The 22,086-nt window shown below is 33.5% G+C and carries 20 protein-coding genes; 7 read left to right on the top strand and 13 right to left on the bottom strand.

The window, feature by feature from the left end; translation table 11 throughout:
- Positions 1-11: 11 nt before the first annotated feature.
- A complete protein-coding gene (gene metK, locus ABD940_RS18805) occupies positions 12-1,292 on the bottom strand; it encodes a methionine adenosyltransferase (protein WP_345207367.1) in 1,281 nt (426 codons plus the stop codon).
- A gap of 237 nt (positions 1,293-1,529) precedes the next feature.
- Positions 1,530-2,480 (bottom strand): LysR substrate-binding domain-containing protein, encoded by a 951-nt coding sequence (locus ABD940_RS18800; RefSeq protein ID WP_345207365.1) that lies wholly within the window; start codon positions 2,478-2,480, stop codon positions 1,530-1,532.
- A gap of 132 nt (positions 2,481-2,612) precedes the next feature.
- On the opposite strand from ABD940_RS18800, the gene ABD940_RS18795 reads away from it, so the two are divergent.
- The 5 genes from ABD940_RS18795 to ABD940_RS18775 all read left to right on the top strand — a co-directional run bounded on the left by ABD940_RS18795 (position 2,613) and on the right by ABD940_RS18775 (position 6,879).
- Positions 2,613-4,100: a catalase gene (locus ABD940_RS18795; protein WP_345207363.1), complete on the top strand. Its 1,488-nt coding sequence runs from the start codon at positions 2,613-2,615 to the stop codon at positions 4,098-4,100.
- Positions 4,101-4,205: 105 nt separating this feature from the next.
- Positions 4,206-4,973 (top strand): enoyl-CoA hydratase/isomerase family protein, encoded by a 768-nt coding sequence (locus ABD940_RS18790; RefSeq protein ID WP_345207361.1) that lies wholly within the window; start codon positions 4,206-4,208, stop codon positions 4,971-4,973.
- A 47-nt stretch (positions 4,974-5,020) separates the two neighbouring features.
- Positions 5,021-5,443 carry a deoxycytidylate deaminase gene (locus tag ABD940_RS18785; protein ID WP_345207359.1) on the top strand — a complete coding sequence of 141 codons (423 nt, stop codon included), beginning with the start codon at positions 5,021-5,023 and terminating at the stop codon, positions 5,441-5,443.
- A gap of 9 nt (positions 5,444-5,452) precedes the next feature.
- On the top strand, positions 5,453-6,367 hold the full coding sequence (xerD, locus tag ABD940_RS18780) for a site-specific tyrosine recombinase XerD (protein ID WP_345207357.1): 915 nt from the start codon (positions 5,453-5,455) through the stop codon (positions 6,365-6,367).
- On the top strand, positions 6,364-6,879 hold the full coding sequence (locus ABD940_RS18775; protein ID WP_345207354.1) for an NUDIX hydrolase: 516 nt from the start codon (positions 6,364-6,366) through the stop codon (positions 6,877-6,879). The genes xerD and ABD940_RS18775 overlap by 4 nt, the downstream gene beginning before the upstream one ends.
- A 95-nt stretch (positions 6,880-6,974) precedes the next feature.
- Here ABD940_RS18775 and ABD940_RS18770 read toward each other — a convergent pair whose 3' ends face one another.
- The 4 genes from ABD940_RS18770 to ABD940_RS18755 form a co-directional block, all read right to left on the bottom strand.
- Positions 6,975-7,433, bottom strand: a complete 459-nt coding sequence (locus ABD940_RS18770) for a heme-binding domain-containing protein (RefSeq protein ID WP_345207352.1) — start codon at positions 7,431-7,433, stop codon at positions 6,975-6,977.
- Positions 7,434-7,437: 4 nt separating this feature from the next.
- Positions 7,438-9,186, bottom strand: coding sequence for an Ig-like domain-containing domain (locus ABD940_RS18765; protein ID WP_345207350.1), 1,749 nt, complete (start codon positions 9,184-9,186; stop codon positions 7,438-7,440).
- 25 nt (positions 9,187-9,211) lie between these two features.
- On the bottom strand, positions 9,212-10,474 hold the full coding sequence (locus ABD940_RS18760; protein ID WP_345207348.1) for a serine hydrolase domain-containing protein: 1,263 nt from the start codon (positions 10,472-10,474) through the stop codon (positions 9,212-9,214).
- Between the two features lie 212 nt (positions 10,475-10,686).
- Positions 10,687-11,616: a 2-hydroxyacid dehydrogenase gene (locus tag ABD940_RS18755; protein WP_345207346.1), complete on the bottom strand. Its 930-nt coding sequence runs from the start codon at positions 11,614-11,616 to the stop codon at positions 10,687-10,689.
- A 95-nt stretch (positions 11,617-11,711) separates the two neighbouring features.
- On the opposite strand from ABD940_RS18755, the gene ABD940_RS18750 reads away from it, so the two are divergent.
- Positions 11,712-12,068 carry a DUF1648 domain-containing protein gene (locus ABD940_RS18750; protein ID WP_345207344.1) on the top strand — a complete coding sequence of 119 codons (357 nt, stop codon included), beginning with the start codon at positions 11,712-11,714 and terminating at the stop codon, positions 12,066-12,068.
- Here ABD940_RS18750 and ABD940_RS18745 read toward each other — a convergent pair.
- From ABD940_RS18745 to ABD940_RS18730, 4 genes are all read right to left on the bottom strand, one after another.
- Positions 12,061-12,585, bottom strand: a complete 525-nt coding sequence (locus ABD940_RS18745; protein ID WP_345207341.1) for an acyl-CoA thioesterase — start codon at positions 12,583-12,585, stop codon at positions 12,061-12,063. The two genes, ABD940_RS18750 and ABD940_RS18745, sit on opposite strands and share 8 nt — an antisense overlap.
- The gene (locus ABD940_RS18740; protein WP_345207339.1) at positions 12,573-13,340 is read right to left on the bottom strand and encodes a hypothetical protein; all 768 of its coding nucleotides are present in this window, start codon (positions 13,338-13,340) and stop codon (positions 12,573-12,575) included. Before ABD940_RS18740 ends, ABD940_RS18745 begins: the two co-directional genes overlap by 13 nt.
- Before the next feature lie 305 nt (positions 13,341-13,645).
- Positions 13,646-15,748, bottom strand: a complete 2,103-nt coding sequence (locus ABD940_RS18735; RefSeq protein WP_345207337.1) for a TonB-dependent receptor — start codon at positions 15,746-15,748, stop codon at positions 13,646-13,648.
- 228 nt (positions 15,749-15,976) lie between these two features.
- Positions 15,977-16,747, bottom strand: coding sequence for a WG repeat-containing protein (locus ABD940_RS18730; protein WP_345207335.1), 771 nt, complete (start codon positions 16,745-16,747; stop codon positions 15,977-15,979).
- Positions 16,748-17,079: 332 nt separating this feature from the next.
- Here ABD940_RS18730 and ABD940_RS18725 point away from each other — a divergent pair, with 332 nt between their 5' ends.
- Positions 17,080-19,860: a bifunctional aconitate hydratase 2/2-methylisocitrate dehydratase gene (locus ABD940_RS18725; RefSeq protein WP_345207333.1), complete on the top strand. Its 2,781-nt coding sequence runs from the start codon at positions 17,080-17,082 to the stop codon at positions 19,858-19,860.
- Between the two features lie 100 nt (positions 19,861-19,960).
- Here the strand turns inward: ABD940_RS18725 and ABD940_RS18720 are convergent, their stop codons facing one another.
- The 3 genes from ABD940_RS18720 to ABD940_RS18710 form a co-directional block, all read right to left on the bottom strand.
- Entirely contained in the window at positions 19,961-20,452 is a 492-nt protein-coding gene (locus tag ABD940_RS18720; protein ID WP_345207331.1) for a hypothetical protein, read from the bottom strand.
- A complete protein-coding gene (locus tag ABD940_RS18715; protein WP_345207329.1) occupies positions 20,452-20,733 on the bottom strand; it encodes a hypothetical protein in 282 nt (93 codons plus the stop codon). The genes ABD940_RS18720 and ABD940_RS18715 overlap by 1 nt, the downstream gene beginning before the upstream one ends.
- Before the next feature lie 77 nt (positions 20,734-20,810).
- The gene (locus ABD940_RS18710; protein WP_345207326.1) at positions 20,811-22,061 is read right to left on the bottom strand and encodes a hypothetical protein; all 1,251 of its coding nucleotides are present in this window, start codon (positions 22,059-22,061) and stop codon (positions 20,811-20,813) included.
- Between the last annotated feature and the right edge of the window lie 25 nt (positions 22,062-22,086).

The raw sequence follows: 22,086 nt of genomic DNA, 5'->3' as shown, positions 1-22,086 counted from the left end.
TAAGGCTAAAATTAAATTCCGAAAGAAGCTTTAATTTCGTCTACTTTGTCTAGTTTTTCCCAAGTAAAGAATTCTAATCCCGTAAGAGTTAATTCATTCTTGTGACCTTTATTGAAAGTCTTATCAGCAACATAATGCTCTCTTCCCATATGTCCGTAAGAAGCTGTATCCTGATAAATAGGGTTTCTCAATTTTAAGTTTTGCTCAATAGCATAAGGTCTTAAATCGAAAATTGTAGAAACTTTTTTAGCAATATCTCCATCATGAAGATCAACTTTTGCAGTTCCGTAAGTATTGATATATAATCCACAAGGCTCAGCAACACCAATTGCATAAGAAACCTGTACCAAAACTTCATCAGCAACACCTGCAGCTACTAAGTTTTTAGCGATATGTCTTGTTGCATAAGCTGCACTTCTGTCTACTTTTGAAGGATCTTTTCCAGAGAAAGCACCACCACCGTGAGCTCCTTTTCCACCGTATGTATCAACAATGATCTTTCTTCCTGTAAGACCTGTATCTCCGTGAGGACCACCGATTACAAATTTTCCGGTAGGGTTGATGTGATATTTGATCTGATCATTAAACAACGCTTTAATCTCTTCAGACTGTAAAGCAACAACTCTAGGAATCAAAATACTTTTGATATCTTCTCTGATTTTGTTCAGCATTTCTTCTTCAGATCCGAAATCATCGTGCTGAGTAGAAACTACGATAGAATCGATTCTTACTGGTTTGTGATCATCAGAATATTCGATTGTAACCTGAGATTTTGCATCTGGACGAAGATATTTGATTTCAGAATCTTCTCTTCTAAGCGCAGAAAGTTCTTTAAGAATAGTATGTGCCAAATCTAATGCAAGAGGCATATAATTCGCTGTTTCGTTGGTTGCATAACCAAACATCATACCTTGATCTCCAGCTCCCTGTGCATTTGCTTTAGCTTCGAAAGACTCATCATTTACAGCTCTGTCAACACCCTGATTGATATCCGGAGACTGCTCATGAATTGCAGAAATAACTCCACAAGAATCACCATTAAACATATACTCTCCTTTTGTATATCCAATCCCGTTGATTACTTCTCTTGCAATCGTCTGAACATCAAGATAAGCATCAGACTTCACCTCACCCGCCAAAACAACCTGTCCTGTTGTAACAAGGGTTTCACAAGCAACTTTCGAAGTTTTGTCGTATGCTAAAAAGTGATCGATTAATGCATCGGAAATTTGATCGGCGATTTTATCCGGATGTCCTTCTGAAACTGATTCAGATGTAAATAAATAAGACATATTATTCTATTTGTTTTTTTAGATTAAAAATATACGAAGAAAAATAGGAATAATTGTCTATGGTCTAAAAAAGAATACTGTTTTAGCATATTTTTATAGAGGTTGCAATCAGGTCAAATTTTTCCTCGTTCGTAAACTTTGGCAAATTTAAGTACTATTTTTTTAATACTCAAAACTTTTGTTTACTAATTATAAATTTCTTTAAATTAATGATTTATCACCATTTAACATAAAATACTATTGTGGTTTTATGCTTACGAATTCTTTCGGATTTTCATGATAATTAAGCTTTTGCTCTAATGAAGCTCTTATAGAATGTGATAATTCATCAATAATTTTCTGTTTAAATGTCGGTTTGTAATAAATAATACTGATCTCTCGGTAAGGGAAAGGCTTTTTGAATCTGAAAACATTGTCCTTTTGCACATCAGAAAGCTGACTTAATGCAAGTTCAGGTAAAATACTGATCCCTCCTACTTTATCTACCATATGAACCAGAGTCTGAATATTTGAAGCTAAGAAATCTAAGTTCTTCGGTTTCAAAGTATTTTCCTTTAAATGGCAGATATTTTCAAATTGATTTCTCAGGCAGTTTCCTTCTTCAAGCAACCAAACTTTTTCTACATTAAGATCTTCAGGAACTACGTAAGAATTTTTCTTATTAGTCTCTGTATTAGAACTATAAATCATTAATTCCTCATTAAACAAGAAATCCTGATAAAATTCATCCGCAGCATCATAAGGTGTGGAAATAATTCCGGCATCCAATTCTCCCGCTTTCAGAGCTTTGATAATATTATCGGTTGTCATTTCCTTTACATTCATCTGGATTTTCGGATTGTCTTCCAAAAATTTAAAGATCTCAGTCGGGAGAATGAAAGAAGAAACCGTAGGAATGATTCCTAAATTAATAGTTCCTCCTAAAATATTATTTAAAAGATTCGCTTTATTCTTTAGTTCATTGACAGATTCTATAATAACCTTCGCCTGATCGATGATCTGAAGTCCTACATCTGTAGTACGAATAGGGTGAGTTGTTCTGTCGAAAACCTTTACATCCAGTTCATCCTCAAATTTTTGTATCATTGCACTTAACGTAGGTTGCGTAATGAAGCACGCTTGAGCTGCCTTACCAAAATGTTTGTACTTATCTACAGCGATAAGATACTCCAGTTGCTGAATGTTCATTTGATTAATATTATCTATTACAAAGATAAAATGTTTTTGCTATCCATAATTAAAAATTGAAGTAAATTTGATTTTTAATACGTCAATATAACTTGGTTTGTCATTAAAACCATCTATTCAAATCATAAGTCTATGGATTCTAAAAAATTAACATTAAGTAACGGCTCACCCTATTTTGAACATCAGGATTCACAAACAGTAGGTCCGAGAGGTCCGGTTTTGCTGCAGGACTTCATTTTACAGGAAAATCTTGCCCATTTTGTAAGAGAAAGAATCCCAGAAAGAATTGTTCACGCTAAAGGAAGCGGAGCTTATGGAACTTTTACGGTTACACACGACATCAGTCAATATACAAAAGCAAAATTATTTTCAAAAGTTGGCAATTCATGTAAAATGTTTGCCCGCTTTTCTACTGTCGGAGGCGAAAAAGGAAGCGCAGATACAGCAAGAGACCCAAGAGGTTTTGCTTTAAAATTTTATACAGAAGACGGAAATTGGGATTTAGTAGGAAACAACACGCCTGTTTTCTTTATTAAGGATGCTAAAAAATTCCCCGATTTTATTCATACACAAAAAAGAGTTCCGAAAACAAATCTGAAAAGCGCCACCATGATGTGGGATTTTTGGAGCTTAAATCCTGAATCTTTACATCAGGTTTTAATTTTAATGTCAGACAGAGGAACTCCTCACGGTTACAGACATATGCATGGTTTCGGATCTCATACTTTTTCAATGATTAATGAAAATAATGAAAGAGTCTGGGTAAAATTCCATTTTAAAACAAAACAAGGAATCAAAAATTTCACGAACGATGATGCTGTAAAAATGGCGGGTGAAAATCCTGATTTTGCGCAGGAAGACCTTTGTAAAGCTATTGAAAATGGAGATTTCCCGAAATGGACAATGTATATTCAGGTAATGACCGAAGAACAGGCAAGAGATTTCAGATGGAATCCTTTTGATATTACTAAAGTCTGGTTTCAAGGAGATTTTCCACTCATTGAAGTTGGTGAAATGGAACTGAATGAAGTTCCCATCAATTATTTTGCACATGTTGAGCAATCGACTTTTTCTCCAAGTAACTTAATCAACGGAATCAGTTTTTCACCCGACAAAATGCTTCAGGGAAGATTATTTTCTTATCCCGACGCTCACAGATATAGAGTTGGCGTAAATTCTCATCAATTGGAAGTCAACAGATGTCCTTTTGAAGTTAATAATTATCAGAGAGATGGATTTATGGCAGATTCAAGTCATTACCAGGATAAACCGAATTATCACCCGAACAGTTTCGATGAAATTAAACCAGATTCTTCATATAAAAACTTTGAATATGAATTAGACAGTGCTCATGTTGCAAGCTATAACAGAAATGAAAGCGACGACGATCATTATACTCAGCCTGGCTTATTATATTCAAAAGCAATGAATGTGGAAGACAGACAAAACCTTGTCAATAATATCATTGTAAGCATGCAGGGAATTACCGGTCCGAAAAAAGATGAAATCATTAATCGTCAGCTTTGCCATTTCTTCAGGGCTAATATTGAGCTTGGCATGAAAGTGGCTACTCAACTTAATGTAATTATTGATGCCAATATGATGAACCATTCCAAATAATTATATTGAACAATAATTTCAATCAGAAGGAAAAAAAAATAATATTTTTTCCTTTTTTTTGTAAAAAATTCATAATTTGCACGGAATAATATTTTAAAGTGAAAAATGGGTTACGAAAATATATTATTAAATAAAGAAGATAAAATCTCTATTATTACAATAAATAGACCTGAAAGTTTAAATGCATTAAATGCTAAAACAATCAGCGAAATAAGTTCAGCTTTGGACGAATTGAATTCTGATGCAACCTGTAGAGTAATTATTCTTACGGGTAGCGGAGAAAAATCTTTCGTTGCAGGAGCGGACATAAAAGAATTTAGTGATTTTGGACAGGAAAAGGCAGAAGAACTTGCCAGAAACGGACAAAACTCTTTATTCAACAAAATTGAAAACATGACCAAACCCGTGATTGCAGCCGTAAACGGTTTTGCATTGGGTGGAGGTCTTGAGCTTGCTATGGCATGCCATATCAGATACGCATCGGAGAATGCCAGATTAGGTCTTCCGGAAGTAACTTTAGGATTAATTCCAGGTTATGGAGGAACTCAGAGATTACCGAAGCTTGTAGGAAAAGGCATTGCCAACGAAATCATCTTTTCTGCCAAAATGGTTCCCGCTCAGAGAGCAAAGGAAATCGGCTTGGTAAATGAGGTATTTCCTATTGAAGAATTATTAACCAAAACAAAAGAATTAGCAAACGTTATTGCCCACAATTCACCAATGGCAATTTCTAAGGCAATTCATGCTGTGAACCTATCAGATACGGATAAAGGTTTTGAAACTGAAATTAAATATTTCGGAGAGCTTTTTGAACTAGACGATAAAAAGGAAGGAGTTTCAGCTTTTTTAGAAAAAAGAAAACCGAACTTCTAGCCTTTTACCCTTAATACAAATTATTTCGAAAAAACCAATGCTGCTGTATGAATAAGTTTGACAAAGCTTATCTAAAAATGGCTCAGGAATGGGCAAAACTATCCTACTGTAAACGAAAACAAGTAGGAGCTCTTATCGTAAAAGATAGGATGATTATTTCAGATGGTTATAATGGTACTCCTTCAGGGTTTGAAAACTGCTGCGAGGATAATGAAGGCAAAACACACTGGTATGTGCTTCATGCAGAAGCGAATGCTATATTAAAATTAGCTGCTTCCACGCAATCTGCAAAAGGCGCAACGTTATATTTAACGCTTTCTCCGTGCAAAGAATGCAGCAAGCTCATTCTGCAGGCGGGAATTTCAAGACTAGTGTATATCAATGAATATTCGGACGATGACGGGATATCATTTTTAAGAAACCATCAAATTGAAATAGAACAAATTTCGGACTGTGAACTAAAAAAATAACACAACAACATGACTTGGGATGAAAAAATTAAGGATTTTGAAATCTTTCTTCGATTCGAAAGAAACTTTTCAGAAAACACTCTCGACGCCTATATTCGAGACATTAAAAAACTAAAAGAATACGCAGTAGAAGATCTGGAAAACGTCGGTCCGGATATTATAGGCTATGAAAACCTGCAGGAATACATCTTCAATCTTTCCAAACAAAAATTCAGTGAGAGATCTCAGGCGAGATGGATATCTTCGATCAAAGCATTTTTCAAATTCTTATTGGAGGATGAATATCGTGAAGATAATCCGGCTTCTTTGCTTGAAGGTCCTAAACTTGGTCTGTATTTACCAGACACATTAAGCTTGCTTGATATTAATAAAATCATCAGTGCAATCGAAATTAATTCTGATCTTGGAAAGAGAAACCAATGTATTATCGAAGTACTTTACGGATGCGGTCTCCGCGTTTCGGAACTTATCGATCTAAAAATTTCTAACATTAATTTTAAAGAACAGTACATCAAAGTAAACGGAAAAGGAAATAAAACCCGATTCGTTCCTTTGGCTGATTATACCGCAGAATTGCTGGAAGGATATATTCAGGAAACACGTGCTAAAAATAAAATTAATAAGAAATATGAGGATACGCTTTTCTTAAATAGCCGAGGAACATCGATGTCCAGAGTAATCGTATTTTTAATTATAAAAGAATTAACAGATAAAGCGGGAGTAAGCAAGAAAATCTCTCCTCACACTTTCAGACATTCTTTTGCTACGCATTTGTTGCAAAATGGTGCAGATCTTCGTTATATTCAGGAAATGCTTGGTCATTCGAGCATTACCACAACGGAAATCTATACCCATCTGAAAACGGAGGAACTTCGAGATGTAATCTTGAATTATCACCCGAGAAATATTAATATTGTTCAATGAAAATATTGAAATATTGCCCAAGCTGCGGCAAAGAATCTCTGAACTGGGACGGCGAAAAGAAATGGAGCTGCCCAAACTGTAATTTCACATTATACAACAACGTTGCAGGAGCTGTAGCCGTAGTTATCAGACATAATGATGAAATTTACCTTACAAGGAGAAACAGAGATCCAAAAAAAGGAAAACTCGATCTTGCCGGAGGATTTGTTGATCCGAAGGAAAGCGCGGAAGAAACATGCAAAAGAGAACTTTTTGAGGAACTGCAGCTTGATGTTGATATTTCAAATTTAAAATACTTAACAAGCCTTCCGAATGTTTATCAATACAAAGAGATTGATTATAATACGATTGATCTTTTTTATGAATATAATGTTCAGGAAAAATTTGAAGTGAATCTGGAACTGTCTGAAATCTCAGAAGCAGTCTGGATTCCTTTAAAGGAACTGGATCTTGAAGATATCGCTTTTGATTCTCAGAAAAAGTTTTTTGAAGAGTATTTGAGGAATATTTAATTTCTGACTAAAAAAATATTTTCCCACAGATTTCACGGAAGACAGATAATTAAATCTGTATAATTCATGAAATCTGTGGGAATTTTTTATTTAAACTAATAAGTTTTTGATTTTAGCATTTCTTCGAAGTATTTTGTCAGTAATGTTCTTTCTGCATCAGACAAATTTGCTTCTTTATGGTAAACAATATATCCAGGCATTGGCATCGTTTTATTGTGAACGGTTTCAATGACTTCACTCAGCATACTTTCTTTCAGATCTTTGTTGTAAGTATCCCAAATAGAGAAATTCAGATGTTCTCTGCCTTCATTGACATGACTTTTCACCGACCATGAAATTGGAGCTATATAAGCGTATTTCGGGTAAACCGTTTCGTTTGAATGGCAATCGTAGCACGCTCCTTTCAATAATCCGGCAATCTTTTCAGGCGTCTTTTTAGCCTCAATAAAATTGACTTTGTGATCAATCGGTTTATTCACTTTATCTGTCGCGATAAACTGTATTAAAGCAAACCCCAGTAAGCTCCAGAAAAGTATTTTTTTAAACGTCTTCATTTTATTACCTTGTTGTTGGTGTCAACAATGAGTTGTTACCTTTTAAATCCATTTTCTTAGCATCTTTCGGCTGAGCATTCGCATCTGGTTTCGGAGTACTTAATTTTGAAGTATCTAAAACTCTTGTGTCTTTTAGATCCCAGTTTTCATTGCTATCCCATAAAGGTCTTACAACGGCAGTTTTATAATAAATATAAGAATCTTCTGCAAAGATATCATTTTGGAAATCTGCTTCATCCCAATATCCATTTTCGTTATTATCAACCAAAATTCTTACAATATATTCGGCAGGTTTCAGAATATCAAATTTCACTTCACTTCCTTTAGTATATTTTTGGAATAAAACTTTATCTGAAGCATCTAATAATTGAATCCAATACTTTGTAGTCGGAGCATTTTGTAAAATAAATTTCAGACTTCCGAAGTTCTCAATTTTATCAACCTCAAAATCAAAACGTTTTGACTGAAAGTTTTTAGCATAAAAAGAAGACACAGTCTCTTTCGGAACCGTCAACTGGTATTTTTTCCCGGACACGAGATCAGACTTCACTATAATCTGATAAGGATTCGTTTCAGAAATTTTTGCAGTGAAAGGAATCGTATTAATCGTATCTCCCGCAACTCTGAAAAGCCATTTATCCGTATTAATTTTATCTAAATAATAATTCGAGCTGATTTTAAAATCTTCTTTTGGAGGAAGCATTCCGCCACCATTATCACTGTTGAGATCCATCGCATTTTTCGTATTATACTTGTAGAAAAGTGAAGCATTATACAATGAATCCTTTTTACCAATACCTGCATTATATCCGAATTTAAGATTCTCTGTTGCCGTTTGTCCAACATCACTTTTTACAGCATCGAACCAAATTTTTACCGTATCAGATTTTACAGCATGAGTAACTTTATAATCTTTAATTTTCTCACTTAACGGCTGAACTTTTACATCGATTGGTTTTCCTTCAAAAGCCATCAAAACACCGCCCGGAGTTTCCTTCATTTCAAGATACTTCACAGGTTTTTTGGAAGGATATAATTTTAAATTTAACCCCGAAACAGACTTTTCAACAACAACAGGATCTTTTTGAAAACCTACTTTTTCTTTCCCTGGATCGTATATTGAATTTCCGTTTTCGTCTTCAAAAGCAATGATTTTATATTTTCCGGGCGCCAAATAATTCAGTTCATAATAACCGTCGTCATCAACTTTCGTAATGTAATAAGGTTTTTGCTTATAATTGATGGTATCTTTTACCTGATACAATCCGACAACAAATTTATTTTCGCTCGCTTTCTTAATTGATAATGCATCTCTGATATCTCCACTGATATAAAGATCATCCAATTTTTCGCCCGTAGAAAATGCAAAATTATAGTATCTTAAAATATTAGATTCATTATTATCTGCAATTGCGTTTCCGAAATTGAAATTATACGTAGTATTTGCCTGCAAAGTATCCGTCCACTGGATCAAAACAAATTTATTAGCAATCGTAGAAGGAATAATTCTCTTGATATTTTTAATCGGAGGAGAAATATTTAAATTTTTATTGATGTCTTTCAACGTGACATATTCGTCAAAATCCAGTCGCAATTCTTTGATATTCCTCGGAACATTTATTCTTGTTGTATCAATATTTGAACTTAAAAATTTCGGAGCCAATGTATCTTTCGTCCCACCAATAGGCGAACCAACCCTTGCACAAGAATGCAAAAGAAAACCAATGACGAATAATAAAAGAAGTCTTTTCATGAACATGTTTACGCAAAAATAAACATTATTCTCCATAAACTTCACTATGTCCTTTCAATGTATCTTTATCATCGCTCATGATACTGTGAAGTTTGTCTTTCTGAGGTGGAAAATCTTCAAATAATCCCGACAAGGCCAAAGCTGTATAAACCCTGTTTGAATATTTGTTTCCTATCGCGATAATTGTAACTTTTGACTTTAATAAATGGGCAAAAACAGAGTTTGTTCCATGCCACCAACCGTTGTGATACGTTAATTTCTCACCATTATCAAAGATTTTCATTCTAAAGCCAAGACCGTAATTATTCATCCCGAATTTTTCGTTGCTGTAAGGCGTGAAAACCTGCTCCATTAATTCAGGCTTCAAGAAATTTTTCGAAAACATTGCCTTTGAAAAATTATAAAGATCTCTCGGTGTCGTATAAACATTTTTATCTCCGTAGATCAAATCCAATCTATCTAAAGGATACAATTTGTTTCCTCCGTAATAAAAAGACTGTGAAGCCGTAGGAATATCTTTTTCCTGAAAAATGTAGGTATTTTTCATTTTTAAAGGATCAAAAACCATTTCTTTCATCGCTTGAGGAAAAGGTATTTTTGTCACTTTCTCGATAATCAAAGCCAACATGGCAAAATTTGTATTGCAATACATGAAACCTGTATCGGTATCTCTCGCCAGATCAGGTTTATATTTAATGATCATATTTAAAACATCCTGATTCGTGATGAAAGTTTTTGAAAGTTCCGCAGGAGCCGGTTGAATTTTCGTGATGAAATATTCATATTTCGGAAGACCGCTCCTTTGAGATAATAATGTCTTGACAGTAACATTCGGATAAGGAAAACCCGGAAAATACTGTGTTAAATGATCGTCCATTTTAACTTTTCCTGTCTCAATCAATTTCAACATTGCCATTGCCGTCAAAGTTTTTGAAACTGAGGCTACATGAAGCGGAGTATTTTTATCAATTTTATTTTGATTTCCTTCTCTCGCAAAACCTCGATAATTTTCGTAAATAATATCGTCACCTTTTGCCACTAGAATCCCTCCACTCAGATCACTTCCTTCCCAGACTTTTTTGTAATACTGATCGATATATCTTGTCAACGAAGCTTTGTCAGGAATCTGACTATCTCCTTTTGTGAAAACTTTGCTTAAATCAACATTTCCGTAATTGGGAAGATTAGTCGTATTCTCAGCGACAGTTTCTTGATTTTCAGATTTTTTTTTGCAGGAAAAAAGGAATAAAAAGGCAGATAAAATAAGTACAAAATTACGCATCTTCATGAGTTTCGAAATGAGCGGCAATTTAATAAAACTCAAAATAAATAGTAAATATTGATGGTAAATTATGAATTATTTAACATAAAAAAGAAAATGGAAATCTTTTTAGATAGATGTTTCGACTAATTCAGCATGATATCTTTAATACTAACTCATTTAATTTAGCAGCTAATTATAGTGTTGTCATGCTGAATTTACCGAAGCATCTTATTTCATTAAGCAAAATGAGCTACAATTTTATCAACAATAACTTGCGCCAGTTTTTCCTTACTTTGAACAGTCCAACCGGCAATGTGTGGCGTAACAATTACTTTTTCCGATTCTAAAAGATATTTTAAATCTTCATTCTCAACTTCTAAATTTTCAAAAGACGACTTTTCATATTCTAAAACATCAAGGCAGGCACCTTTTACTTTTCCGGCTTTTAAAGCTTCAACTAAACTCTTGGTTTCAATGTTTTTTCCTCTTGCTGTATTTACAAAGTAGAAATCATTCTTCATATCAGAAATGAAAGGTCCATCAACCAAATAATAAGTAAGATCTGTCAAAGGAATATGTAAACTCAAAACTTCAGCTTTTTCTTTTAATTCCTGCAAAGAAACCTGTGTTGCATTTTCATCCGAAAGATCAGGTAAAATATCATAAAAAATCACTTTACATCCAAAACCTGAAAGTCTTTTCGCTGTGGCTTTTCCCATATTTCCGTAACCAATCAACCCTACTGTTTTTCCAAGCAATTCGTCACCTCTGTTTTCCTCGCGAAGCCAGATTCCGTTCTTCACCTCTTGAGAAGCGATGAAAAGTCGGTTCATTAAAATCAATAACATTCCGACAACGTGTTCTGCTACAGAATCTCTGTTTCCTTCGGGAGAATTGATTAATTGAATTCCCAATTTTTCAGCAACAGGAATATCAATATTTTCCATTCCCGCTCCTACTCTTGCAATGAATTTCAGGTTTTTTGCTTTCTCTAAAAAGTTTTTATCCAAAGGAATTCTACTTCTGATAATAACTCCGTCATAATTTTCAATTTTGTCGCAAACCTCATCATATGAAGACGTAAAATCTTCTTCTAGAATAAAGTTTTTTGCTAAAAGCTGTTCGGTAATTAAAGGATGATTTTTATCGAGTAATAATATTCTCATGGAAGACATAATTCTTTATATTTGCTATGCAAAGGTAAGATTCGAAGATTTAGAAACAGCTTTTGCGGGATAGAATTTTTCAATTTTTGATTCAAATGAAATTGCATCAGATCATTTTTAGCTTTTCTGTTTTATTACTTTTTGCTTACATCATTTTATTAATGATAAAATTTCCATCAGTTCAGGAAACCATTCCGATTCACTATTCCGCAGAAGGAGCAGATGGATTTGGAAATAAGATATTTTTGTGGCTGAATGTCGGAGTCAACATAATTATCCTGATTTTTATTGGATTAATATCATTTTACCCTCAAAAAATGTTTAGAAAAGACGACAACTATCTTGAATCATCATTTGAAACCGCAACAAAAAACCGACAAATATTTTTGTCGGTTCTATCTTTAATTATAACATTAATTTTTTGTGGACTTTCTTTAAAAGAGATTATTTAGGTTCTTCCTGAAAAAGTTTTTTAAGTTCGATTGATTCTGAAGGCTTCATTCTTCCCGAAAGGATTAATGATAATTCTTTTCTTCTCAAAGCTGCATCGAATCTTTCTTTTTCAAGTTCGGTTTCTGGTTCCATTTCAGGAATTGGAATCGGTCTGTTGAATTCATCTACCGCAACAAAAGTATAAATTCCTTTATTGGTCTGAATTTTTTTGCGGTTGATGGGATCATCCAACCAAACATCTACATAAATTTCCATTGATGTAGAGAAAGCTCTGGAAACTTTAGATTCCATAACTACAATTCCACCTTCAGGAATCGGATGATCAAATGAAACATGATTTACAGAAGCTGTAACTACCCTTCTTTCACAGTGTCTTGTTGCAGAAATTGAAGCACATCTGTCCATTCTCGCCAACAATTCGCCCCCAAAAAGGTTTCTCAATTGATTGGTATCATTTGGAAGTACAATATTAGTCATCACCGTCAGAGATTCTGAAGCTTTTTTTACTTTTGCCATTTAGTCTTAGTGTTGTTTGTTTTTGCAGGCGTTTTAACTCCCTTTTGTACTACAGGTTGTTGAATAGGTTGCTGTACTACTGAATCTTTCTTCAAAGAATCTGCAACCGGAGTGTAGCTGTGTACTTTCACAGTATCTTTTTCGATTCTGTGCGTTTTTGTCTGAACAGAAATATTTGTTTTATCAAAGGATTTTTTACCAAAAAGAAGTTCCTGTTGCGTATAAGCAACGTATAGAATTCCCAAAACAGGAATAATAATCAGGAAAGCCCAAAGAATAGATTTATTGAATTTATAATCTTTTTCCGTATTTACAGCAACATTTGATTTCAGGTCTTTGTTGTTGATGTCTGAAATTCTGATCTCTTCCAATCCATAAAAATCAGGATGATCCGACTGAAGCCTGTTTCCTCTGAAATGAGTCACTCCATCTTCAATAAAAATAGTTCCTAATCCCTGAATTTCCAAAGTCTGATCTGCCTGCAACTTTTTCTTCCAAAAATCTGTCTGGATCTGCATATCTGTTTTTGAAGCTTCCAAAGTCATTTGTTTCTGACCCGCTACGAAAGTCGCCAATTCCTCAGATTGCACTTCATAATCCGGCGTATAAACAATTTTGCTTGCAGGAGGAAGAATACTCCCATTTTCGGAATTGATAATTGCCTTGGAATTCTCAAGAGAAAATACCCCAAAATTCGGAACTGTGACAGTACCAAACTGTTTCAAATATTCTAAAATGTAAGCTGAAATATTCATTATGGTGGCAAATTTATGACTTTTTCATGACTTTTTGAGAGATTTATTTTTATGAATAAGAGTTTAAAACAGTTTTATATTTTATTGATTTTCAAATTAACAGTACAAGTTGGTTATTGCTTGAACTTCTTTATTTTGAAAGCTAAAAATGCTATTTTCATTTCTTAAAATTTAGATTTTTGCTATAAAAAGATGAATATTGATTATTATTTTCAAAAAATTAAATCACACAAAAAAAGGCTGCCGAAGCAACCTTGAAAATCTAACTTTTACTTTTTACTATAATTTGTTGAAATATAGTCTGATTATTGAATTTTCCAGCTGATTCCGAACATAAAATTGGTTCCAGCCTGAGAAAAATAGTATGGCGAACCGTCATAAACAGCTCCATTGTTGACATACTTTTTGTTGAAAATATTATTCACTAATAATTTCAAAGCGATGTCGTTATTTTTGATTTTAAATTGATATTGAGCATTAAAATCCGTTAAAAAATAATCTTTCAGTTGCAAATCCTGAGTTTCTGTATTATCCAGATATTGTTTCCCAACATATTGATTCTGTATTACAAACTGGAAATTTTTGGTTGGATTGAATCTTAAACCTAAGTTTGCAATTATGTTTGGCGAGAAAGAAATCTGCGTATTACCTAAATCTTTCGTTGACGTTTCATTTTCGATTTTAAAATCTAAATTTCTGTTGTTACTGAAACTTACATTTCCTGTCAGTTCAAATTGTTTTGAAAGTTTTGCCAAAGCTCCCAATTCAATTCCGCTTCTGTAACTTTTCCCGGAATTGGTTCTGATAAAGGCTCCGACATTGTTCAGTTCGCCATTTAAAACCAATTGGTTGACGTAATACATATAATATAAATTCGCTGTAAATGATACAATTCCGAATTGTTTTTCTATTCCCGCTTCAAAATCATGAAGTTTTTCAGCTTTCACATCATTATTCGCCAATAAATCATCTCTGTTTGGTTCACGGTGTGCATGTGCATAAGAAACGAAAACTTTCCCGTTTCCGATTTTATAATTTGCTCCGACTTTTGGATTGAAGAACAACCAGTTTTTATCTAAGTTTGCGCCTTCATCATCTCCTGCTGTAATAATTTTTGTGTTGTAATCTACATTTCTCAATTGCAAATCTCCAAAGAATTCAAAGTTTTGAACTCTTACCAAAGCTTTTGCAAATCCAGAAACCTCATTTTTTACAGAACGGCTTCTGTAATATTCGTGTTCATCAATTTCAGGGAAGAAAACTCCGGTTACATTTCCGTAATGTCTTCCGTAATATTGATTGGCAACGGCTCCGAAATTTAAATCTAAATTATTAAATTTTCCGTAAAGCGTAGAAACAACGCCATAGAAATCGTTATTCAGCCATTTTTTTCTGATAAAATCTGAATATTCTTCACCATTTACATCCGCCAGATTATATCTAGCAAAAGGATCTCCCTGTTTATAATTTTCGTAATATCCTTTTCCTTTTGTATAATGTAAAGTTGTTTCCAGATTCCATTTATCACTGAACTTCTGTTCCCAAAGCAATTGATAATGGTTTTGTCTGTAATTGTCTGTTTCATTGTTATAAAACCCTGAAATATTTCCGCCATCGTCATAAATCGCTCCCGAATAATTAAATTTCGGATTGGTTTCCCAAGTTTCTTTGTCGATTCCGTTCCAAGCTTGGTAGGTTTTTTCTTTTCCGCCAAAAGCCATCAGACGAATTCTCGTATTCCCTTCTTCATACAAAGCCGTAAAATTGTAAGAATCTAATCTGGATGAGGCTCTGTCAATATATCCATCCGAATTGATGTGTGTATATCTTCCCATCACAGAAAGCCTGTTTCCCCAGAATTTTCCCGAACCGATTTCCGCAGAATATTTGTAAGTATCGAATGAACCATAACTGTCATCCGTTTTGAAATAAAACTTCTCATCAGGATCTTTGGAAAGTACATTGATACTCGCTCCGAATGCTGCAGATCCATTATTAGAAGTTCCGACACCTCTTTGGATCAGGATTTGTGATGCAGAACTCGTCAAATCCGGCACATTCACGAAAAACGTTCCCTGACTTTCGGAATCATTATACGGAACTCCGTTCATCATCACATTGATTGCGCTTCCTGCAACTCCACGAATTCTAAAACCTGTATATCCAACTCCATTTCCAGCATCAGAAGTAGAGATAATAGAAGTTTGGTTTTTAAGTAAAATAGGCAGATCCTGTCCTAGATTTTTGCTGTCAAGATCTTTGGCAACATTAATGATTTCTTTAGCAACAGGAAGTCTTTTGGTAAAATTAACGGCTTCAATTTCCCTTATTTTTAAGGAATCGGTATTTTGTGCCTGCAAAAAAGCAAATGAGCCTACGGTAAGCCCTAAAAAAAATAATCCTTTCATTCTATAAATCTTTAAAATTTAATGAATAAAAGGGGCGGATTATGATGAGTAATTAGTAATCGGTAATAAGTAATATTTGAGAATTGCTCATTACTCATTACCTATTGCTCATTTTTAATTTCCCTAAACAGCATTATCTGTTCCAGGTTCATTGGGTATAATCTCAGCTTGTTACAGCACCCCTTTATTTCAGCCGCGAAATTACAAAAAATATACACGCCGAACAATTTAATATGTTTTGTTCTTAGAATCAATATAGTAATAGTTCTTCCCGTCTTTGGAAACATCAAACATTTTCCCCATTTTCCAACTGAAATTTCTCTTGATATCCGCATATTCAAAAGGAACGATCACATTATTATTAACATCTATAATTCCAAATACATTATTTTTTGAGGCAATGATCATCGGATTTGAAACATCATCTCCTTCTAAAATATATAAATAATCGTATTGAGGATAGATTTTAAATTGCCTGTAATCCTGAGGATTCTGAAATGTAGCTTTTTCTATAATTCCGTAAAAACCATTCATCGTATATGCCTGAAACAATTGCTGAACATATTCTTTATGAACACATTTCCCAAGCTCAGATTGCTTAAACTGATAAACTCGTTTTCCTTTTTGATCTACCCTGTAAGATATCTCATCTTTTTCCACTGTCGCATAATCTGCACTTCCGAATTTTCTTAATTTTAAATTTGGTGAATTCAAAAGATTACAGTCTTCATAAAAAAACAAAGCAATATGATATTCAGGCTGAATGATGAATTTTCCTTTCTGGTTGACATATCCAAAATTTCCGTCTTTCTTTTTTGGAATTAAAACAGGAAGCTCTTCATTAAGAACAGGCAAATCGTTATTTTTCTTTGTAGAAGTTAAAGTTTTTTTAACAGTGGTTTTAGAAATAGTTTTAACAATCGGTTTCTTCACAGATTTGGTCTGAGAAAAAACAAAAATCGAAATAAATACACAAAAAAACTGAACTACATTTTTCATAATCATCATTTGTTTGCAAAAATACAACCAAAAATAGAAAATATAAAATTCATATTTATAAAGAATCTAAATAATTTCGACTATAAAAAATATTAAAAATCCGTAAATTTGGGAACATTTTTCAGGTGTTTAATAATATAAAACGTCTTAATGAAATGATTTTTGACATTAATTTCGTAAAAATGTCTTTTTCATAAATTTAACAAACCATATTATTTTAATACTTTTATAAAAAATTAAAGATTACAACTAATTCATTTTCAAATCCGTAAAGGATAATAGTTTTGCAATTTGTCGTAATCTACTTTAAGATTGAAAAGACTTCTATTATTATGAATATTTATCAGGATTACATCCAAGAGATTGAAGAAAGAAAAAACCAGGGGCTTCATCCAAAGCCAATTGACAGTGCAGACTTATTAAGTGAAATCATTGCACAGATTAAAGATACAGCTAATGAATACAGGGCTGACTCTCTTAAATTTTTTATTTATAACACTTTGCCGGGAACGACAAGTGCTGCAGGTGCAAAAGCTAAGTTTTTAAAAGAAATCATTCTTGGAGAATCCGTAGTAGAAGAAATAACACCTGCTTTCGCCTTTGAATTATTGTCTCACATGAAAGGCGGACCTTCAATTGGGGTTTTACTTGATTTGGCTTTAGGAAACGATGAAGCAATAGCAAAACAAGCAGCTGAAGTTCTTAAAACTCAGGTTTACTTATATGATGCAGATACAGCACGCTTGAAAGAAGCTTACGAATCTGGTAACGGAATCGCAAAAGATATTTTGGAAAGCTACGCAAAAGCAGAGTTTTTCACTAAACTTCCTGAAGTTGCAGAAGAAATCAAAGTAGTGACTTTCATCGCAGGTGAAGGTGATATTTCAACAGATTTACTTTCTCCTGGTAATCAGGCTCACTCAAGATCAGATAGAGAACTTCACGGAAAATGTATGATTACTCCTCAAGCACAGGAAGAAATCAAAGCTTTACAGGCACAACATCCTGATGCAAGCGTAATGCTTATTGCTGAAAAAGGAACAATGGGAGTTGGTTCATCAAGAATGTCGGGAGTAAACAACGTAGCTCTTTGGACAGGAAAACAGGCAAGTCCGTATATTCCATTTGTAAATATTGCTCCGATTGTTGGGGGAACAAACGGTATTTCTCCGATTTTCCTTACTACAGTTGACGTAACAGGAGGTATCGGAATCGACCTTCAGAACTGGGTGAAAAAAGTAGATGAAAACGGAAATCCTATTCGTAACGAAAATGGAGACATCGTTTTAGAAGAAGTTTATTCTATCGCTACAGGAACTGTTCTTACTATTAATACAAAAACTAAAAAATTATACAACGGAGATAAAGAACTGAAAGATATTTCAAAATCATTTACTCCTCAAAAATTAGAATTTATCAAAGCTGGTGGTTCTTACGCTATCGTTTTCGGTAAGAAGATTCAAACTTTTGCTGCAAAAACTTTAGGAATTACTCCTCCGACAGTTTTCGCTCCTTCCAAAGAAATTTCTATCGAAGGACAAGGTTTGACTGCAGTTGAAAAAATCTTCAACAGAAATGCAGTTGGTGTTACTGAAGGTAAATTATTACACGCAGGTTCAGACGTTCGTGTAGAAGTAAACATTGTTGGTTCTCAGGACACAACAGGTTTGATGACTTCTCAGGAATTGGAATCTATGGCTGCAACCGTGATTTCTCCAATCGTAGATGGAGCTTACCAGTCAGGATGTCACACTGCTTCAGTTTGGGATAAAAAAGCGCAGGCTAATATTCCAAAACTAATGAAATTTATGAACGATTTCGGAGTGATCACAGCTCGTGACCCGAAAGGTGAATATCACGCAATGACAGACGTTATCCACAAAGTTCTTAACGATATTACGGTTGACGAATGGGCAATCATCATCGGAGGTGACTCTCACACAAGAATGTCTAAAGGTGTTGCTTTTGGAGCCGATTCCGGAACTGTAGCTTTAGCTTTAGCAACAGGTGAAGCTTCTATGCCGATTCCTGAATCTGTGAAAGTGACTTTCAAAGGAAATATGAAAGAGCATATGGATTTCCGTGATGTGGTTCATGCAACTCAGGCTCAGATGTTGAAACAATTTGATGGAGAGAATGTTTTCCAAGGTAGAATTATCGAAGTTCACATCGGAACTCTTCCAGCTGACCAGGCGTTTACATTCACAGACTGGACAGCAGAAATGAAAGCCAAAGCTTCTATCTGTATTTCAGAAGATGATACTTTGATCGAATCGTTGGAAATTGCTAAAAGCAGAATCCAGATCATGATCGATAAAGGAATGGATAATCACAACCATGTTCTTCAGGGATTAATTAATAAAGCAAACAAGAGAATCGAGGAAATTAAATGTGGTGACAAGCCTGCTTTAACTCCTGATGCTAATGCCAAATATTACGCTGAAGTTGTTGTAGATCTTGATGTAATCGTTGAACCAATGATTGCTGACCCGGATGTAAACAACGACGATGTTTCTAAGAGATATACTCACGACACGATCAGAGACCTTACTTATTACGGAGGTGAGAAAAAAGTTGATCTTGGTTTTGTAGGATCTTGTATGGTTCACAAAGGTGATTTAAAAATCGTTTCTCAGATGCTTAAAAATCTTGAAAAAAGAAATGGTAAAGTAGAATTCCAGGCACCATTAGTTGTGGCTGCTCCTACTTATAATATCATTGATGAATTAAAAGCTGAAGGTGACTGGGAATTTTTAGAAAAATACTCAGGTTTCGAATTCAACGATAATGCTCCAAAAGGAGAAGCTCGTACACAATACGAAAACATGATGTACCTTGAGCGTCCTGGATGTAACCTTTGTATGGGTAACCAGGAAAAAGCTGAAAAAGGAGACACTGTTTTAGCAACTTCTACTCGTCTTTTCCAGGGAAGAGTTGTGGAAGATTCTGAACGTAAAAAAGGTGAATCTTTATTAGCTTCAACGCCGGTTGTTGTATTATCTGCGATTATGGGTAGAATTCCTAATATCGACGAGTATAAAACGGCTGTAGAAGGTATTGATCTTACAACTTTTATACCTTCAATCAAAGAATTGGTTACAGTTGGTCATTAATTGATTTTAAAAGAAAGTCGAGAGGCTTTTTAAATATAAAATGGAAGATTTCTTTTTGAAGTCTTCCATTTTTTTTGCTTAAAGATGATCTATATAATTACTAATATTTCTTAGGACTACCGGTAATTCCATCATGATACCCCATTTTGTAAACCATAATATCTGGACGAGAATAATTGTATCCATGTGCCATATATGACTCATCTGCAGTTACAGTTTCAGCTGAAGACAACCCATATCCATTTTCACCATCATTGTATCCATTAATATATGCCTCAATTGATTTTGCTTCATTATCCGTAACATGAGATGAAGATGAAGCTGAAATATTTTGCTTCTCCAATCTATTAATACGAGAGATTATTTCATTAACTAACTCGGAATTATCTTTAGAAAATCCACGTCGGTTAGCATCCTGTGTGTATTGAATTAAATCATTCTTAAATTTATTTAATTCATCAACATTCATATTATCAACATGCTTTAATCTTTGATTAAGTTCAATCTTCAACGATTCTAAATCTTCTGGCATCCTTTTTTCACAAGAAAAAAACACTCCAAATACAATAATTATTACGAAACACTTTTTCATTACAAATTTTCTTTTAAATAATGTTTCGACTTAATTTCTATTTTCAAAATATCTCCAGCAGAATAATTTGTCTGAATCCATTTAGTAAATTCCTTCCCCAACATTATTCTTGGGGTGGAATTAGAATTTGCAATTCTGTTTATGTAACCTAAAATTAACTTTTCATCATTTTTTTGAAAAATAATAGGTTCATTATGATCTCCCAAACTTTCGGAATACTCAACTCTAACATTAAAAAATCCTTGATTAAAATAGGTTTTTGATAAGATAACTTCTATCATAGTATTAATTTTTGGCTAATCTACTTTGATTAATAAAAATAAAAAAGTCCAAATGTGTCCAATTTCAGAAAAGAGAATCAAGCAAAATACTTGGAGAAATCAGAATCTAAATCCTCTAGAAGATTATATATTTTAGAATAATTTGTCTTTTCTACCAATTGTTTTAATTCTTGAAACATAAGCTTTTTTTTAGCCAAACCTTTTTCATAAATAATACATTTTACTAGATACATTATTTTGATATAATCATTATAAAGCAAACCTGTAATATCATTAAAATCAGAATCTGTTAATTCAAGATCATCTATTTTTGAATCTTGATTTGCAACCCAAGCCAATGCAAAAGTTGTTTTCACAAAAGCCATATTGATTCCGAAAAAATGCATAGTCTTTTGCTTATCTTTCATAATTGGAAAAGATTTCAAAAAGGGTTTTGCTTTTTTTAAATAGTAATAAGCTATATCATATTCTTCCAACCACAAAAGGGTATTGCAAAAGAAAATAAGCATTTCCTGTTGATGAATTTCTTCTAATTTAGAGTTCTCCAAACCATCAATATAAACTTTAAATATCTTTTGAAAACTTTCCTCATCATCATTTCTTTTTGCAAAAATCAACTTAACCGTATGATAGCGCATTTCGTGATATGGCATGTATTGATGATTTTCACGATAATCTTTATATATTTTATCGAGTAAAACCATTTCTTTAGCCAACTCGCAATCGCCATTCGAAAGAAAAAAACCTAATAATAAGAAATTGTTGAGAGCCAATTTTACAAGAATATTTTTCGTTTGGGAAATTCTATTCATTAAAATGTTTCTAAACCAATCTTGACCAAAAAAATTATAATTGGGTAACCATGCAAGAAAATAATCTGAGCACCAATTATTTTTTTGATAAAGCGAGTAAAAGAATTGTAAATTTTCTTTTTTATAGTAAATAACTTTAGCATAATCATTCAGAGTATCTACAGTCATAGTATTTTGATGATAGTCGATGTTGTAGCGTTCTCCATTCTCAAAAAAAACAAGCATATTTTCTATGTAAATTTTGTCTTTATCTGAGATATTTTGTTGATTTTCAAAATTTAGAGAAAAATCTTGCCAGTCAGCAAAACCAACATATTTGCAAAGCAATGAAAGTGACGTTAATCCAATTTTTTTGTTTTTATCTATTTTTCCAAAAAACCGTCTTAAAGTCTGAACACTGAGATTTGTATTTTCAGATAATTCTTCAAAACTTTTTATGGAATTTAGTGGCTTTCCAAACCTTTTTTTAACAAAAATTTTTAGTTGCTCTTCGATTTCATAATCTGAATTTGACATTTCGTTATAATAAACTATACTTACG

The sequence above is a fragment of the Chryseobacterium ginsengisoli genome, from assembly GCF_039542325.1.
Lineage (GTDB): Bacteria > Bacteroidota > Bacteroidia > Flavobacteriales > Weeksellaceae > Chryseobacterium > Chryseobacterium ginsengisoli.
The sequence above is the reverse complement of the archived record's forward strand: the minus strand, read 5'-3'. Positions and strand labels throughout refer to the sequence as shown.